The organism is Variovorax sp. (assembly GCF_035634955.1).
In the GTDB taxonomy this organism is placed as follows: Bacteria; Pseudomonadota; Gammaproteobacteria; order Burkholderiales; family Burkholderiaceae_C; genus Variovorax.
Map to the genome: position 1 here is coordinate 26,066 of NZ_DASQBZ010000022.1, position 15,018 is coordinate 41,083.

The 15,018-nt window shown below is 68.9% G+C and carries 16 protein-coding genes; 9 read left to right on the forward strand and 7 right to left on the reverse strand.

The genetic code is table 11. The features are described from left to right. Positions 1 to 72: 72 nt before the first annotated feature. Positions 73 to 1,341 (forward strand): zinc-binding metallopeptidase family protein, encoded by a 1,269-nt coding sequence (locus tag VES41_RS12260; protein WP_324817107.1) that lies wholly within the window; start codon positions 73 to 75, stop codon positions 1,339 to 1,341. Here the strand turns inward: VES41_RS12260 and VES41_RS12265 are convergent. Together VES41_RS12265 and VES41_RS12270 are read right to left on the reverse strand one after the other, a co-directional pair. Then, positions 1,318 to 2,574 (reverse strand): 6-phosphofructokinase, encoded by a 1,257-nt coding sequence (locus tag VES41_RS12265; protein ID WP_324817109.1) that lies wholly within the window; start codon positions 2,572 to 2,574, stop codon positions 1,318 to 1,320. The genes VES41_RS12260 and VES41_RS12265 overlap by 24 nt on opposite strands. Then, complete coding sequence (locus VES41_RS12270) at positions 2,571 to 2,813, reverse strand: cysteine-rich CWC family protein (protein ID WP_324817112.1); 243 nt, start codon at positions 2,811 to 2,813, stop codon at positions 2,571 to 2,573. The genes VES41_RS12265 and VES41_RS12270 overlap by 4 nt, the downstream gene beginning before the upstream one ends. A gap of 61 nt (positions 2,814 to 2,874) precedes the next feature. Between VES41_RS12270 and VES41_RS12275 the strand changes: the two genes are divergently transcribed. After that, positions 2,875 to 3,429: a sugar O-acetyltransferase gene (locus tag VES41_RS12275; protein WP_324817115.1), complete on the forward strand. Its 555-nt coding sequence runs from the start codon at positions 2,875 to 2,877 to the stop codon at positions 3,427 to 3,429. A 4-nt stretch (positions 3,430 to 3,433) separates the two neighbouring features. Here the strand turns inward: VES41_RS12275 and VES41_RS12280 are convergent, their stop codons facing one another. From VES41_RS12280 to VES41_RS12290, 3 genes are all read right to left on the reverse strand, one after another. Next, positions 3,434 to 4,597 (reverse strand): acyl-CoA dehydrogenase family protein, encoded by a 1,164-nt coding sequence (locus tag VES41_RS12280; protein ID WP_324817118.1) that lies wholly within the window; start codon positions 4,595 to 4,597, stop codon positions 3,434 to 3,436. A gap of 14 nt (positions 4,598 to 4,611) precedes the next feature. Beyond that, positions 4,612 to 5,790, reverse strand: a complete 1,179-nt coding sequence (locus VES41_RS12285; protein ID WP_324817120.1) for an acetyl-CoA C-acetyltransferase — start codon at positions 5,788 to 5,790, stop codon at positions 4,612 to 4,614. Between the two features lie 114 nt (positions 5,791 to 5,904). Further along, positions 5,905 to 6,222, reverse strand: coding sequence for a DUF2917 domain-containing protein (locus VES41_RS12290; protein WP_324817121.1), 318 nt, complete (start codon positions 6,220 to 6,222; stop codon positions 5,905 to 5,907). Between the two features lie 81 nt (positions 6,223 to 6,303). Here VES41_RS12290 and VES41_RS12295 point away from each other — a divergent pair, with 81 nt between their 5' ends. Both VES41_RS12295 and VES41_RS12300 read left to right on the forward strand, forming a co-directional pair. Beyond that, complete coding sequence (locus VES41_RS12295) at positions 6,304 to 7,233, forward strand: LysR substrate-binding domain-containing protein (protein WP_324817124.1); 930 nt, start codon at positions 6,304 to 6,306, stop codon at positions 7,231 to 7,233. 79 nt (positions 7,234 to 7,312) lie between these two features. Next, positions 7,313 to 7,765 (forward strand): helix-turn-helix transcriptional regulator, encoded by a 453-nt coding sequence (locus VES41_RS12300; protein ID WP_324817127.1) that lies wholly within the window; start codon positions 7,313 to 7,315, stop codon positions 7,763 to 7,765. 51 nt (positions 7,766 to 7,816) lie between these two features. On the opposite strand, the gene VES41_RS12305 is transcribed toward VES41_RS12300, so the two are convergent. Continuing rightward, positions 7,817 to 10,006 carry a malate synthase G gene (locus VES41_RS12305; RefSeq protein WP_324817130.1) on the reverse strand — a complete coding sequence of 730 codons (2,190 nt, stop codon included), beginning with the start codon at positions 10,004 to 10,006 and terminating at the stop codon, positions 7,817 to 7,819. A 171-nt stretch (positions 10,007 to 10,177) separates the two neighbouring features. On the opposite strand from VES41_RS12305, the gene VES41_RS12310 reads away from it, so the two are divergent. The 5 genes from VES41_RS12310 to VES41_RS12330 all read left to right on the forward strand — a co-directional run bounded on the left by VES41_RS12310 (position 10,178) and on the right by VES41_RS12330 (position 13,508). Beyond that, positions 10,178 to 11,356 (forward strand): CaiB/BaiF CoA transferase family protein, encoded by a 1,179-nt coding sequence (locus tag VES41_RS12310; RefSeq protein ID WP_414719111.1) that lies wholly within the window; start codon positions 10,178 to 10,180, stop codon positions 11,354 to 11,356. Between the two features lie 67 nt (positions 11,357 to 11,423). Continuing rightward, positions 11,424 to 11,819: a hypothetical protein gene (locus VES41_RS12315; RefSeq protein WP_324817135.1), complete on the forward strand. Its 396-nt coding sequence runs from the start codon at positions 11,424 to 11,426 to the stop codon at positions 11,817 to 11,819. Beyond that, positions 11,816 to 12,013 (forward strand): helix-turn-helix transcriptional regulator, encoded by a 198-nt coding sequence (locus VES41_RS12320; protein ID WP_414719112.1) that lies wholly within the window; start codon positions 11,816 to 11,818, stop codon positions 12,011 to 12,013. The genes VES41_RS12315 and VES41_RS12320 overlap by 4 nt, the downstream gene beginning before the upstream one ends. 8 nt (positions 12,014 to 12,021) lie before the next feature. Continuing rightward, a complete protein-coding gene (locus tag VES41_RS12325) occupies positions 12,022 to 13,059 on the forward strand; it encodes a LysR family transcriptional regulator (protein ID WP_324817140.1) in 1,038 nt (345 codons plus the stop codon). Next, the gene (locus VES41_RS12330) at positions 13,056 to 13,508 is read left to right on the forward strand and encodes a DUF2214 family protein (protein WP_324817142.1); all 453 of its coding nucleotides are present in this window, start codon (positions 13,056 to 13,058) and stop codon (positions 13,506 to 13,508) included. The genes VES41_RS12325 and VES41_RS12330 overlap by 4 nt, the downstream gene beginning before the upstream one ends. A gap of 171 nt (positions 13,509 to 13,679) precedes the next feature. Here VES41_RS12330 and VES41_RS12335 read toward each other — a convergent pair whose 3' ends face one another. After that, complete coding sequence (locus VES41_RS12335) at positions 13,680 to 14,810, reverse strand: AraC family transcriptional regulator (protein WP_324817145.1); 1,131 nt, start codon at positions 14,808 to 14,810, stop codon at positions 13,680 to 13,682. Between the last annotated feature and the right edge of the window lie 208 nt (positions 14,811 to 15,018).

The window sequence follows — 15,018 nt, forward strand, 5'->3', positions numbered from 1 at the left end:
TCGGCCTTTGCGCCGACAAGCCGGGCGCGCGTGACGCCCCACAATCGCCAGCACACAACTTCGGAGCCACAGATGCCCGAGCAACCGATTTCCGAGCCGCGGCCTGCGATGGACGCGGGCGTGCCCGTGCCGCCTGCGCCGTCGGACGACGAGGCCATGCCCGCCCCGAGCGTCAGCCGCGCCTACCAATGCCAATGCGGGCGTCCCGTGTTCCTGCGCAACAGCGAATGCTTGGCCTGCGGCACGCCCCTGGGCTTCGTCGTCGAGCGGCTCGGCGTGCTGCCGCTGGCGCCGGCCGCGGACGAAGGCGTCTATACCGTCTTCGGCGAGCCTCGCGGCCCGCTCCTGCAACGCTGCGACAACTTCGGCAGCGCCATCGGCTGCAACTGGATGCGCCCTGTCGACCCCGCCGCCGCCGAGGCGCAGGGCCTGGTCGAAGGCCTGTGCCTGTCGTGCAGCACCACGCGCACCATTCCGGACCTGTCGGTGCCGGAGAACCCGCGTCTGTGGAACCTGCTCGAGCAGGCCAAGCGCCGGCTGCTGTCTCAGTTGCTGGCGCTCGGGCTGCCGGTGCGCACCCGCACGGCCGATCCGGCCCACGGGCTGGCGTTCGACCTCTTGTCCGAGCAGCCCGACCGGCCGGTCCTGACAGGCCATGCCGAGGGCGTCATCACCCTCAACATCGCCGAGGCCGACGACGCGGTGCGCGAGCGCGTGCGGGTGCAGATGCACGAACCCTACCGCACGCTGCTGGGGCATTTCCGCCACGAGATCGGCCACTACTACTGGGACGTCCTGGTGGCGCCGCAGCCTCAATGGCTGGACGATTTCCGGACCCTGTTCGGCGACGAGCGGGCCGACTACGCGCAGGCATTGCAGCAGCACTACGCCAACGGCCCCAAGGCCGACTGGGCCACCCATTTCGTCAGCACCTATGCCGGCGCGCATCCCTGGGAAGACTGGGCCGAGACCTGGGCCCACTACCTGCACATGGCCGACACCGCCGACACCGCCTTGAGCTTCGGGGTGAATGCGGCCAGGGCGGACCTGGCCGACGAAGACCTGTTCCATGCCGAGCACCTGTGGCGGCCCGATCATCCTGACGCGCAGACGTTCCTGGACTTCCTCAACGGCTGGGTGCGGCTGACGCACGTGCTCAACGAGTTCTCTCGCAGCATGGGGCAGCCCGACATCTATCCGTTCGTGCTGCCGCACGCGGTGGTGCCCAAGCTGCAGTTCATCCACCTGCTCGTGGCGCAGCAGCGCGGGGCCGCGCCGGTCGATGCCGCCGCGCCCGTGGGCAACGCCGGGGCGGCGTCAGCCAAGGTCGAAGGCGGGTAGCCGCCTGGCGACCGGCGCGTTGCGCAACGTGGCGTAGACCGGCAGGCCGCCCTGGTAGGCGGGATAGTCCTCGCCTTCGATCAGCGGCAGCAGGTAGCGCCGGCAGGCCTCGGTGATGCCCCAGCCGTCCGCCGTGATGAATTCGCGCGGCATCATCTTCTCGTTGTTGGCCACCTGGTCGAGCGGGGCGCTTCCGATGCGGTAGGTGTACGGCGTGTCCGACAGCCGTTCGATGGTGGGCATGACCGCGTTGTGCCCGGCGATCGCCAGCTCCACCGCGCGCTGGCCCAGCTCCCAGGCCTGCCGCACGTCGGTGGCCGACGCGATGTGCCGCGCCGAGCGCTGCAGGTAGTCGGCCACCGCCCAGTGGAACTTGTGCCCCAGCGCCTCCTTGACCATGCCGGCCACCACCGGCGCGGCCCCGCCGAGCTGGGCATGGCCGAAGGCGTCGCGCGTGCCCTGTTCGGCCAGGAAGCGCCCGTCTGCATGGTGCGCGCCCTCGGACACCACGACCGTGCAATAGCCGTGGTGCTTGACCAGCGCATCCACCCGCGCCAGGAACGCCGGCTGATCGAACGCGACCTCCGGGAACAGCACCACCACCGGGATGCCGTGGTCGGCCGCCAGCCCGCCGGCGGCGGCGATCCAGCCGGCGTGGCGGCCCATCACTTCCAGCACGAACACGCGGGTGGAAGTGGCGGCCATGGAACGCACGTCGAACGATGCCTCCAGCGTGGATACCGCCACGTACTTCGCGACCGAGCCGAAGCCGGGGCAGCAGTCCGTCAGCGGCAGGTCGTTGTCGATGGTCTTGGGTACGTGGATCGCCTGCAGCGGATAGCCCATGGCGTCGGACAGCTGGCTGACCTTGTGGCAGGTGTCGGCCGAGTCGCCGCCGCCGTTGTAGAAGAAATAGCCGATGTCGTGGGCCCGGAAGACTTCGATCAGCCGCTCGTACTGCCGCCGGTTCTTGTCGAGCGCGCCGAGCTTGTAGCGGCACGAGCCGAAGGCGCCGGCCGGCGTGCTGCGCAGCGCGGCGATGGCCTCGGGCGACTCCTGGCCGGTGTCGATCAGGTCTTCGGCCAGCGCGCCGAGGATGCCGTTGCGCCCGGCGAAGACGGTCCCGATGCGGTCCGGATGCTGCCGGGCGGCTTGGATCACGCCGCAGGCGGATGCATTGATCACCGCCGTGACGCCGCCCGATTGCGCGTAGAAGGCGTTGGTCATCGTCATGATGTTTCCCCTTTGGCGAGCGCTGCCGCCATGGCGCAACGCGCGCAGATGCAGGCCTTGCCGGCCGCCTGTGGCGCCAGCCGGGCGGCCCGAGCGATCAGCGCCGGCTCGATGCGCGTGTCCATGCACCAGCACGGCGGCTGCGGCTGCCCGGTGGCGTGGCCGATCTCGATGGCGCAGCGGTTGTCGCCACCGCACAGCGGGCAGCGGGTGGCGTCGACGGAATCGGCTGCGGGCATGCGGCATTGTCATGCAGGCGCGCGCTTCTTGCGCATCCCGGCGCAGGCGCTATAACGCGCCATGCAGACCCAGAAGGAACGGATGCTCGCCGGCGAGCTCTACGACCCCAACGCGCCCGAGATCCAGGCCGACCAGCTCGCATGCCACGCCTGGCTGGCGCGCTACAACGCGTCGATGGCGGCCACGCCGGCGCAGCGGCGCGAACTGTTGCTCGAGCGGCTGGGCGCCGTCGGCCCCGGCGCGGTGGTGCGGCCGCCGTTCCACTGCGATTACGGATTCAACATCTTCCTGGGCGAAGGAGTCTTCCTGAACTTCAACTGCGTCGTGCTGGACGTCGTGCGCGTGGCCATTGGCGACCGCACGCAGGTGGGGCCGGGCGTGCAGTTTCTGAGCGCGGACCACCCGCGCGGGGCGCAGGAGCGGCGCAGCGGGCTGGAATTCGGCCGGCCGGTCAACGTCGGCAGCGACTGCTGGATCGGCGCCGGCGCGCTGATCCTGCCGGGCGTGACCATCGGCGACGGCGCGCTCGTCGGCGCCGGCAGCGTGGTCACGCGCGACGTGGCGGCCGGCGCGACCGTGGTGGGCAACCCGGCCCGCGCCAGGGCGCCGCGCTGAGCCCTCAGCGGCCCGGCAGGCCCATCGCCCGGGTGATCACTTCCTTCATGATCTCGTTGGTGCCGCCGTAGATGCGCTGCACCCGCGCGTCGGCATAGGCGCGTGCGACCGGGTATTCCCACATGTAGCCGTAGCCGCCGAACAGCTGCAGGCACTCGTCCATCACCTTGCATTGCAGGTCGCTGGTCCAGTACTTGGCCATGCTGGCAGTGGCGGTATCGAGCTTCTCGGCCATCAGCAGCTCGATGCACTTGTCGACGAACACGCGCGCCACCTGCACCTCCGTCTGCAGCTCGGCCAGCGTGTAGCGCGTGTTCTGGTAGCTGGCCACCGGCTGCCCGAACACCTTGCGTTCCTTCACGTAGGCCACCGTGCGGTCGATGGCCGCCTGGGCGGCGGCCACCGCGCTGATGGCGATCTGCAGCCGCTCCCAGGGCAGTTGCTCCATCAGGCAGATGAAGCCGCGCCCTTCCATGGCCGGGCCGCCCAGCAGTTGCTCGGGAGCCAGCCGCACGTCGTTGAAGAACAGCTCCGACGTGTCCTGCGCCTTCAGCCCGAGCTTCTTCAGGCGCTGGCCCTTCTCGAAGCCCGGCATGCCGCGCTCGACCAGGAACAGGCTGGTGCCTTTGGCGCCGGCGGCCGGGTCGGTCTTGGCCACCACGATCACCAGGTCGCAATGCCAGCCGTTGGTGATGAAAGTCTTGCTGCCGTTGAGCACGTAGCTGCCGTCGGGCTGCTTCACGGCGCTGGTGCGCACCGCCTGCAGGTCGCTGCCGGCAGCAGGCTCGCTCATGGCGATGGCGCCGACCATCTCGCCGCTGGCGAGCCGCGGCAGGTAGCTGCGCTTCTGCGCCTCGGTGCCGTAGCGCAGGATGTAGGGCGCCACGATCTCGCTGTGCAGCCCCCAGCCGATGCCGGTCTGGCCGGCGGCCCAGAGCTCCTCGAACTGGATCACCGAATACAGCAGGTCGGCCCCGGCGCCGCCGTATTCCTCGGGCAGGCTCATGCACAGGAAGCCGTTGGCGCCGGCCTTGTGCCAGACCTCGCGGTCGACATACCCGCGCTCTTCCCACTCGGCATGCAGGGGCGCGATCTCCTTGTCCATGAAGCGGCGCAGGCTGTCGCGGAAGGCCTCGTGTTCCGGCGTGAAGAGGGGGCGTTCGATCATGCGGCGTCCGTCGGTCAGAGCCGCTCGACGATGGTCACGTTGGCCATGCCGCCGCCTTCGCACATCGTCTGAAGGCCGTAGCGCTTGCCCTGCCGGTGCAAGGCATGCACCAGCGTCGCCATCAGCCGCGTGCCCGAGGCGCCCAGCGGATGGCCCAGCGCGATGGCGCCTCCGTTCACGTTCAGGCGCGCGGGGTCGGCATCCAGCGACTGCAGCCACGCCAGTGGAACGGGGGCGAAAGCCTCGTTCACTTCGTACAGGTCGATGTCGCGAATCTTCAGCCCGGCTTTCTCCAGCGCCCTGCCGGTGGCGGGAATGGGGGCCTCCAGCATGATCACCGGGTCGTGCCCGAGCACGCTCATGTGATGAATGCGCGCCAGCGGCCGGGCGCCCAGCGCCTTGAGGCCGCGCTCGTTGACCACCAGCACGCCGCTGGCGCCGTCGCAGATCTGGCTGGCCGTGGCGGCCGTGCAGCGCCCGCCCTCGGCGATGAGCTTGACCGCGCTGATGCCCTCCAGCGAGGCGTCGAAGCGGATGCCTTCGTCCACGGTGTGCAACGCCCCCGTGCCGGCGCCCTGCGCGTCGCGGATTTCCACCGGCACCACCTCGTCGTCGAAGCGGCCGGACTGCGCAGCGGCCACCGCGCGGTGGTGGCTCTCGAGCGCGTAGCGGTCCAGCGCCGCCTTCTCGATGCCGTACTTTCTCGCCATCATCTCGGCGCCGGCGAACTGGCTGAACTCCACGTCCGGGTAGCGTGCCTGCATGGCCGGGCTCATGTACCGGCCCATGCCGGCCTTGGCCGGCAGGGCGTTGGGCGAGAACATGGGCACCCGCGTCATGCTCTCGACGCCGCCGGCGATCACCGCGTCCATGCTGCCGGACAACACGGCCTGCGCCGCGAAGTGCAGTGCCTGCTGCGACGATCCGCACTGGCGGTCGACCGAAGTGCCGGGCACCGATTCGGGCAGGCGGCTGGCCAGCACGGCGTTGCGCGCCACGTTGGTGGCCTGCTCGCCCACCTGGCTGACGCAGCCGAGGATCACGTCGTCCACCGCGGCCGGGTCGATGCCGCTGCGGTCGAGCAGCGCGTCGATGACCTGTGCGGCCAAGTCCACCGGATGCCATCCGTACAGCTTGCCGCCGCGACGGCCGCCGGCCGTGCGGACGGCGGCGACGATGTATGCCTCTGCCATGTCTCGTGTCTCCTTGCGTGAGCGGTTGCGCGGCCGTCGCGCGCCCGGTGCCAGGAGGCACCGCGGCCCGGCGCGGCCGGAACCGATCATCATCCGGCGCCGCGTGGCGCGCGGTCAAGCCGGGGACAGCACCCGTGGCAGGTGGTGCGGTGCGCCGATGCGCTGCTGCGGCACCGGCAGCGCGGCGGGCAGGGCGTGCGAGACCTCGATGTGCGAATCCTCGAAGGCCGACACCAGCACCCGGCGGTGAATGTCGCCCTCGAAGCGCTCGCCCGGCTCCAGAACCAGGTCGCGCGGATCGTCGTCCAGGGTGAGCCACACGCTGCCCGCATGGCAGGCAATGCCCACGCCGGCGACATCCTGGACGGTGAACACGGCATGCCGCGGCAACTCCAGGCGGAAGTGGCTGACGGCGGTCAGGGGAATCGTCATGACGGCTCCTTCACATTCATCATGCGAATGAATATAGTGAGCGCCCCGTGCGATTGCACACGACCGTTCGGAACTCGTTGCATGCGAATCGAGAATGCGAGAACGCTGCATGACCTGCCGCCGCTGGAACTGCTGCGCAGCTTCGAATCGGCCGCGCGGCACCTGAGCTTCACCCGCGCCGCGGATGAGCTGCACCTGACGCAGTCGGCCATCAGCCGGCAGATCCAGCAGCTCGAGCACAGCCTGGGCGTGCTGCTGTTCGAGCGGCGCCACCGCGCGCTTGCATTGACCGAGTCGGGTCACATCCTGCAGCGCGCCGCCATCGAATGCCTGGAACGCCTGCGCGACGCCACCGCCCGCCTGCGCGCTGCGCCGGCGTTGCGCCAGGTGGCGTTGACCTGCACGCCGGGCTTCGCGTCGCTGTGGCTGATCCCGCGCCTGTCCACCTTCACCGCCACCCATCCGGGGGTGGACGTGCGGATCTCGGCCACGTTGGAGGTGATCGACGACCTGGACCGCGCCCGGCTCGACCTGGCGGTGCGCTTCGTGCCGACTGCCCTTGGCACCGGCCCGGCACTGTTCGAGGAAACCGTGGTGCCGCTGTGCGCCCCGCGCGTGGCCGAGCTGCTGCGCGAGCCGGCCGACCTGCAGAACCAGACGCTGCTGACGATCGACTCGCCGGCCGGCAACCACGAGACGCCGACCATCGACTGGGAGCCATGGCTCGAAAGCATGGGCCTGCGCGACGTGCACATGCGCAGCACGCTGCGCTTTACCCACTACACCGACGCCGTCGCCGCCGCGGTGGCCGGCCACGGAGTGGTGATCGGCCGCCTGCCGCTGCTGAGCGAACTGCTGCGCGACGGCCGGCTGGTGGCGCCGCTGGGCGAGGGCGCCGCATCGCGGCGCGGGCAATTCGTGGAGGATTCGCGGCGCGGCGCCGCCAACGCGGATGCGCAGGACTTCATCCGCTGGCTGCATGCCGAGGCCGAGGCGTCGCGCCGGGTTTGAGGCGCGCTCCGGCGTCGATCGGACAGTTCCCATACCGTCGCCGGGGAGGCCCCGCACGGTCGCAGGGCAGAATGCACCGATGAGCAATATCGCATCAGTGCTGAAGAACGAGATTGCGCGCGTTGCCCGCAGGGAAGTGCGCGCCGAGATGGAGACCCTGAAAAAGGCCAGCGCCCAGTACCGCGGCGCCATTGCGCAGCTGCGGCGGGAGGTGGCCGATTTGCAGAAGCAGCTTCGCCATGCAAGCCGCCGCGCATCGGCCGCAGCGCCCGCCGTCCGGGCCGCCGGCAAGACGGACGGCAACGACGAAGGCGGCACGCCCCGGCGCTTCAGCGCGCCGCGCCTGGCCGCGCACCGGGCCAAGCTCGGCATTTCCGCCGCGGCCTACGGCAAGCTGGTGGGCATGAGCGGCGCGACCATCTACCTGTGGGAGCAGGGCAAGTCCCGCCCGAACGCCGGGCAGCTCGAGCGGCTGGCCACGCTGCGCGCCATGAGCCGGGCCACCATCCGGCAGCAACTGGCCGCCGAATAGAAAAGGGCGCCTGCGTGGGGCGCCCTTGTCGTCGGATGGCCGTTCTCGGGTTCAGGCGGCGGCCTTGACCTTCAGCCGCCAGGCGTGCAGCAGCGGCTCGGTGTAGCCGCTGGGTTGCTCGACGCCCTTGAACACCAGGTCCTGCGCGGCCTGGTAGGCGGCGCTGGTCTTGAAGTTGCCGGCCATCTTGCGGTAGAGCGGGTCGCCCGCGTTCTGCTGGTCCACCACCGCGGCCATGCGCTCGAAGGTGGCGTTGACCTGGGCCGGAGTCACCACGCTGTGCAGCAGCCAGTTGGCGATGTGCTGGCTGGAAATGCGCAGCGTGGCGCGGTCTTCCATCAGGCCCACGTCGTGGATGTCGGGCACCTTGGAGCAGCCCACGCCCTGGTCGATCCAGCGCACCACGTAGCCCAGGATGCCCTGCACGTTGTTGTCCAGCTCCTGCTGCTTGTCGGCGTCGCTCCACTTGGCCTCGGGCGCGATCGGCACTTGCAGCAGGCCGCCCAGCAGGTTGTCGCGCTCGGCGTCGGCGTCGGTCTTCTCCAGTTCCTTCTGCACGGCTTCCACGGCGACCTGGTGGTAGTGCAGCGCATGCAGCGTGGCGGCGGTGGGCGACGGCACCCAGGCGGTGTTGGCACCGGCCTTGGGGTGGCCGATCTTCTGCTCGAGCATGGCGGCCATCAGGTCGGGCATGGCCCACATGCCCTTGCCGATCTGCGCGCGCCCGCGCAGGCCGCAGCCCAGGCCCACCAGCACGTTGTTCTTCTCGTACGCCTGGATCCAGGGCGTGGACTTCATGTCGCCCTTGCGCAGCATGGCGCCGCCCTGCATGGCGGTGTGCATCTCGTCGCCGGTGCGGTCCAGGAAGCCGGTGTTGATGAAGGCGACGCGCGAAGCGGCCTCGGCAATGCAGGCCTTGAGGTTGACGCTGGTGCGGCGCTCTTCGTCCATGATGCCCAGCTTGACCGTATTGGCCGGCAGGCCGAGCAGTTGCTCGACGCGCTCGAACAGGGCCGAGGCGAACGCCACTTCCTGCGGGCCGTGCATCTTCGGCTTGACGATGTAGACGCTGCCGGTGCGCGAGTTGCGGATGCCGTTGGCACCCTGGCCCTTGAGGTCGTAGGTGGCGATGGTCGTGGTGATGACCGCGTCCATGATGCCTTCGGGGATTTCCTTGCCGCCGCCCCACAGGATGGCCGGGTTGGTCATCAGGTGGCCGACGTTGCGCACGAACATGAGCGAGCGGCCATGCAGCGTCACCGGCTTGCCGTCGGCGCCGGTGTAGACGCGGTCGGGGTTCAGGCGCCGGGTGAAGGTCTTTCCGCCCTTGGCAACTTCCTCGGTGAGCGTGCCCAGCTGGATGCCCAGCCAGTTCGCGTACGCGGTGACCTTGTCGGCCGCGTCCACCACCGCCACGGAATCTTCCAGGTCGAGGATGGTGGAGAGCGCCGCTTCGAGCACGACGTCGCTGACGCCGGCTGCGTCGGTCTTGCCGATCGGCGTGGCGCGGTCGATCTGGATGTCGATGTGGATGCCGTTGTGCTTGAGCAGCACGGCCGAGGGCGATGCGGCATCGCCCTGGTAGCCGAGGAACTGCGCGGGGTCGGCCAGGGCGGTCGTGCCCTGCGGCAGCGCCACCACCAGCTGGCCGCCGGCAACGCTGTAGCCCTGCGCATCCTTGTGCGAGCCTTGCGCCAGCGGCGCCGCCTGGTCGAGGAAGCGGCGGGCGAAGGCGATCACCTTGGCGCCACGCACCGGGTTGTAGCCCTTGCCCTTGTCGGCGCCGTCGGTCTCGGGGATCACGTCGGTGCCGTACAGCGCGTCGTACAGCGAGCCCCAGCGCGCGTTGGCGGCATTGAGGGAGTAGCGCGCGTTCAGGATCGGCACCACCAGCTGCGGGCCGGCCTGCAGCGCCAGCTCGGCGTCCACGTTGGTGGTGGTGGCCTTGACGTTGGCCGGATGCGGCTGCAGGTAGCCGATCTTCTCGAGGAAGGCGCGATAGGCCGGCATGTCCTTGATCGGGCCGGGGTTCGCCTTGTGCCAGGCGTCCAGCTCGGCCTGGAGCCGGTCGCGCTCGGCCAGGAGCTTCTCGTTCTTCGGCGCGAACTCGTCGACGATGGACGAGAAGCCCTTCCAGAAGGCGTCGCTGGCGATGCCGGTGCCGGGCAGCACCTGGTCTTCGATGAATCGATACAGCTCGGTGGCCACTTGCAGGCCGTGGGCGTTGGTGCGTTCGGTCATTTGTTCGTACCTCTCTGACAGACTGGGGCGTGGGCGATGGGCCGTGCAGGGTGCGGGACGGCCCGGCTCAGCGCGCAAGATAGGGGTTCGGCGCCTGCGGCGCCAACCTGTACTTTATTTGATACTTGACAGAAGATTAATCCCCGCGAAATCCATTTATTGATGACAAAAATGAATGTAATGCCCTACGAAGGCATCCGCGTGGTCGAGTTCACCCACATGGTGATGGGCCCCACCTGCGGCCTGCTGCTGGGCGACCTGGGCGCCGAGGTGATCAAGGTCGAACCGCTCGAGGGCGACAACACCCGGCGGCTGCTGGGCTCGGGTGCCGGCTTCTTCCCGGCCTTCAACCGCAACAAGAAGAGCATTGCGCTCGACCTGAAGTCGCCCCAGGGGCGCGAGGCCGCGTTGCGCCTGGTGGCCGGCGCCGACATCGTCAGCGAGAACTTCAAGCCCGGGACCATGAAGAAGCTGGGGCTGGACTACGCCAGCCTGCGGCAGCTCAATCCGCGCCTGATCTACGTCAGCCTCAAGGGCTTCCTGCCGGGCCCCTACGACCACCGCACGGCGCTGGACGAGGTGGTGCAGATGATGGGCGGCCTGGCCTACATGACCGGCCGCCCGGGCGACCCGCTGCGGGCCGGCAGCAGCGTCAACGACATCATGGGCGGGCTGTTCGGGGCCATCGGCGCCATGGCGGCGCTGCGCCGGCGCGAGCAGACGGGCGAAGGCTGCGAGGTGCAATCGGCGCTGTTCGAGAACAACGTCTTCCTGGTCGCGCAGCACATGATGCAGTTCGCCGCGACCGGGCAGGCGGCCGATCCCATGCCCGCGCGCATTTCCGCCTGGGGCATCTACGACGTGTTCACCGTGCGGGACGGCGAGCAGATCTTCCTGGCCGTCGTCAGCAACAGCCAGTGGGCAACCTTCTGCGACGCCTTCGGCTGGCAGGACTGGGGTGCCGACCCGCGCCTGGCCACCAACAACGACCGCGTGCGCGCGCGCGACTGGCTGCTGCCCGCGCTGCGCCAGCGCCTGGCCGGCCACGGCGCGGCCGAGCTGGCGGCGCTGTTCGAGCGGCATGAACTGCCCTTCGCGCCGATCACCCGGCCGCAGGACCTGTTCGACGACCCGCACCTGAAGGCCACCGGCGGCCTTGCGCCGGTGCGCATGAACGACGGCCACATGGCCCCCGTGCCGCTGCTGCCCTTCACGCTGGACGGCGAGCGGCCCGGCGTGCGCAGCCAGCCGCCGGGCGTTGGCGAGCACACGGCGGCGCTGCTGCGCGAACTGGGCTATGCCGACGACGAGATTGCCGCGTTGCAGGCGAAGAAGATCGCCGGCGTGTAAAGCATGCTTGACATCTCGGGTGGCCACGCCAAAATGACAAGCTTGCTTTACATGGGAGCGAACAAGAATGAGGTACAAGCAATATCTGCTCGAACTCGGCGCCGCGATGTTGCTCTACGCGGGCACCCTCGTGGCGTCACTGTGGGCACTGCGCGGCGAGGCGTTCGGGCACGAGGGTGTGCGCCTGGCCCTGTCGCTGGCGCCGATGGTGCCGTCCCTGGCGATCTGCTGGGCGATCATGCGCCAGTTGCGCCGGCTCGACGAGCTGCAGGTGCGCATCCAGATGGAGGCGCTGGGCCTCGCCTTCGCCGCCACCGCGCTGCTCACGTTCAGCTACGGTTTCCTGGAGAACGTCGGCTTTCCGCGGCTGTCGATGTTTGCGGTATGGCCCCTGATGGCAGGTTGCTGGATGGTTGGGCTGGTGGTCGCATCCGCCCGCTACCGTTCATGCGCAACGAGATGAAGGCGCTGCGCGGCCAGCGGGGCTGGTCGCAGCAGGACTTGGCCGAGCGGCTGGCCGTGTCGCGACAGACGGTCAACGCGGTCGAGAACGGCCGCTACGACCCGAGCCTGCCGCTGGCTTTCGCGATCGCGCGCGCCTTCGGGCTTCCCATCGAAGCCATCTTCCACGACGGCGACGCCGCGGCAGCCGGCTGACGCCCGCCATGGATCGGCTCAAGCAACTCGAGACCTTCGTGGCCGTGGCCACCCGCGGCGGGCTGACTGCCGCGGCCAAGGTCGAAGGCGTGGCGCCGGCCGTGATCGGCCGCCGGCTCGACGCGCTGGAAGAGCGCCTGGGCGTCAAGCTGCTGCTGCGCACCACCCGCCGCGTCACCCTCACGCACGAAGGCAGCGCCTTCCTGGAGGACTGCCAGCGCGTGCTTGTGGAGCTGGCCAACGCCGAGGCGAGCGTCAGCGCCGGCCGGGTCAAGGCGAGCGGCCACCTGCGCGTGACCGCGCCGGCCGGCTTCGGGCGGCGGCACGTGGCGCCGCTGGTGCCGCGCTTCCATGCCATGCATCCCGAAGTGACCGTCTCGCTCAACCTGAGCGACCGCGTGGTGGACATGGCCGGCGAGAACTTCGATTGCGCGGTGCGCGTCGGCGACCTGCCCGATTCGTCGCTGGTCAGCCTGCGCCTGGCCGACAACCGGCGCCGCTGCGTCGCCACGCCTGAGTTCGTGCGCCGCCACGGCCGGCCGGCGCATCCGTCGGACCTGGTGCGCTTCAACTGCCTGACTCTGTCGAGCGACGCCTCGCAAACACGCGGCTGGGCGTTTCGGGTGCCGCTGGCCGCCCAGGCGGGGGCCGACGAAGGTGCCGCTCGCAACGTCGCCGGCCAGCCAATGGGCGAGCACGAGGTCATCCACCTCAAGCCGACCGGCCCGCTCGACTGCTCCGACGGCCAGGTGCTGCACGACTGGTGCCTGGCCGGCCTGGGCATCGCCTGGCGCAGCACCTGGGAGGTGGAGGCCGAGATCGACGCCGGCCTGCTGGTGCCACTGCTCGACGAATTCGCCGCGCCGCCCAACGGCATCTACGCCGTGTTCCCGCAACGCAAGCACCTGCCGCTGCGCGTGCGGCTGTGGCTGGACTTCCTCAAGAGCGAGTATGGGCGGCCGGACTACTGGGGCGGCACAATCGCACCGGCCCGAAACGCCACCACCAACAACCCCACCACGTCAACAAGAAAGCGCGCCCGATGACCCTCGAAGCCATCCTTGCCTACCTGCACATCCTGGCCATCCTGACCATGGTGGTGTTCATCGCCAGCGAAGCGGCGCTGTGCCGCGTCGAATGGATCAACGCCGCAGTGGTCGAGCGGCTGGCGCGGGTCGACATGGTCTACGGCATTGCCGCCGTCATGGTGCTGGCCACCGGCATCGCCCGCACCGTGTGGGGCATCAAGGGCACCGCCTGGTACTGGACGAACCCGCTGCTGCACATCAAGGTCACGCTGTTCATCATCGTCGGCGTCACCTCGATCTTCCCGACGATCCGTTACCTGCGCTGGCGCAAGGCACTGCGCGCCACCGGCGCACTGCCCGCGCCCGAGGAAGTGCGCAGCACCCGCAAGCTGGTGATGGTGCAGGCGCACATCATTGCGCTGATTCCGCTGGCGGCGGTGTTCCTGGCGCGCGGCTTCGGCAAGTAGCGACAGCAGCGAGCGGCCCAGCCCTCGCACGAGGATTCCCGACATGCTCGAGATGCGCCCCGACAAGGTCAACGTCCGCGTGGAATACACGGGCGAGTTTGCCGATCACCTCCATTCGAATACCGCAGCGTTGAAGGCGACCTACAAGTTCTGACGGGCTTGAGACAGAAGTTAGAGGTGAATGGCGTTGAGCCAGTCCGAAAACTTCGTGGTGCCCGTTGACGTCAGCTTGCCGCTGAGATCGATGGCGGGCGCTGCCATCTCACGGGCCGCCTTCGGGCTGTAGCCGTACTGATCGCGGAACGCCCGGCTGAAGTGCGAAGCGCTCGTGAACCCGAAGTCGTCCGCCAAGCGCCCCAGGTACACACGTTCACTGCTCTTGGTCAGCATGGCATGAATACGGGCAAGCCGACGCTCGCGAATGCACGAGGCCACGCCACCCAAGGGCGCCATGATTCGATAGAGCGACGAGCGAGACAGACCGAACTCCGCGCACAGGTGATCTGTCGATAGATCGGGCAGGGCCGCGTGCACATCGATATAACGGCAGATGCGCCGAGTAAGCAGATGGTCCAGCTCCGATCTCGCCAACGCCATCGAGTCCGACATCGGCATGATGCTCGCGGCAAGAAGGTGCAACGTCGCCTTGGAAACCATCTGGGCTTGCGGCAGCGTCATCGTCTCGGCCTCGCTCGCCAGCATGCGAAGGTGATCGCCGAGCAGCACGCCGGCGACGCCTCCGGGCACGAAGCCGCGCAGGTCAAGTTTGCGCGGCAATAGATCATCCAATGCGTCGCGGGGGATGAACAGGGACAGGTCTGTGCCAGTCTCGAAATCGAATCTGAGCGGGCTGGCCAGGTCGGCGAACAGCGGGGCACCCAACCCGAAGCTGTAGCTTCGGCCTTCGGCTGTCGTAAAGCGTGATGGCGCGGCCTGAGTCAGAGGCAGGTTGAGCGTGTAGTGGTCGACCTGGCTCTGGCGTACGAGTCGCTGGTCGCGCACCAAGGTGTGCGGCACGTTCTTTCGCGTCATCATCACGGTGCCGCCCAGCATGTAGCCCTGGTGCTCGATGCCGCCCTCGGGAATCGGTTGCTCGGGCAATCGCAGGTCGTAGTTGCCAGAGGACGCGAAGCGGTCGCGAACGTGGTCGCGAACCTGTGCCGCAGGAAGGTCGCTGGATCGGAACGAAATCCGGGGAATGGTGTCGGCGGGTGTGCTCGGCATGGTGGTCGACCGCAGCGTCGCAGTCGCGTCAAATGATAGCGAAGCAATATGCGTTGCGTCCGCAAAATCCATCGACATCAGTCGGATGTCGTTGCCCGGACCGACGCACCAGTCAGGTGCGGGAGTGACTTTGACCCCGTGGGTGGAACCCGCTAGACGTAGCCCACGCGCTTCGCGCCTTTTCCCGCTTGATCGAAGGAGCAGCTTTGTCGGAGTGGCGGAAGAAGACTTAAGACGGCTGCTGCGGCTGATGTCGGCAAACGGTCTGGGCGGGAAAATGAACGGC

What these genes read in the sequence shown, in the direction of transcription:
- VES41_RS12260 (WP_324817107.1), top strand. Translation starts at nt 73, where the DNA reads ATGCCCGAGCAACCGATTTCCGAGCCGCGGCCTGCGATGGACGCGGGC.
- VES41_RS12265 (WP_324817109.1), bottom strand. Translation starts at nt 2,574, where the DNA reads ATGACGATGACCAACGCCTTCTACGCGCAATCGGGCGGCGTCACGGCG.
- VES41_RS12270 (WP_324817112.1), bottom strand. Translation starts at nt 2,813, where the DNA reads ATGCCCGCAGCCGATTCCGTCGACGCCACCCGCTGCCCGCTGTGCGGT.
- VES41_RS12275 (WP_324817115.1), top strand. Translation starts at nt 2,875, where the DNA reads ATGCAGACCCAGAAGGAACGGATGCTCGCCGGCGAGCTCTACGACCCC.
- VES41_RS12280 (WP_324817118.1), bottom strand. Translation starts at nt 4,597, where the DNA reads ATGATCGAACGCCCCCTCTTCACGCCGGAACACGAGGCCTTCCGCGAC.
- VES41_RS12285 (WP_324817120.1), bottom strand. Translation starts at nt 5,790, where the DNA reads ATGGCAGAGGCATACATCGTCGCCGCCGTCCGCACGGCCGGCGGCCGT.
- VES41_RS12290 (WP_324817121.1), bottom strand. Translation starts at nt 6,222, where the DNA reads ATGACGATTCCCCTGACCGCCGTCAGCCACTTCCGCCTGGAGTTGCCG.
- VES41_RS12295 (WP_324817124.1), top strand. Translation starts at nt 6,304, where the DNA reads ATGCGAATCGAGAATGCGAGAACGCTGCATGACCTGCCGCCGCTGGAA.
- VES41_RS12300 (WP_324817127.1), top strand. Translation starts at nt 7,313, where the DNA reads ATGAGCAATATCGCATCAGTGCTGAAGAACGAGATTGCGCGCGTTGCC.
- VES41_RS12305 (WP_324817130.1), bottom strand. Translation starts at nt 10,006, where the DNA reads ATGACCGAACGCACCAACGCCCACGGCCTGCAAGTGGCCACCGAGCTG.
- VES41_RS12310 (WP_414719111.1), top strand. Translation starts at nt 10,178, where the DNA reads ATGAATGTAATGCCCTACGAAGGCATCCGCGTGGTCGAGTTCACCCAC.
- VES41_RS12315 (WP_324817135.1), top strand. Translation starts at nt 11,424, where the DNA reads ATGAGGTACAAGCAATATCTGCTCGAACTCGGCGCCGCGATGTTGCTC.
- VES41_RS12320 (WP_414719112.1), top strand. Translation starts at nt 11,816, where the DNA reads ATGAAGGCGCTGCGCGGCCAGCGGGGCTGGTCGCAGCAGGACTTGGCC.
- VES41_RS12325 (WP_324817140.1), top strand. Translation starts at nt 12,022, where the DNA reads ATGGATCGGCTCAAGCAACTCGAGACCTTCGTGGCCGTGGCCACCCGC.
- VES41_RS12330 (WP_324817142.1), top strand. Translation starts at nt 13,056, where the DNA reads ATGACCCTCGAAGCCATCCTTGCCTACCTGCACATCCTGGCCATCCTG.
- VES41_RS12335 (WP_324817145.1), bottom strand. Translation starts at nt 14,810, where the DNA reads ATGTCGATGGATTTTGCGGACGCAACGCATATTGCTTCGCTATCATTT.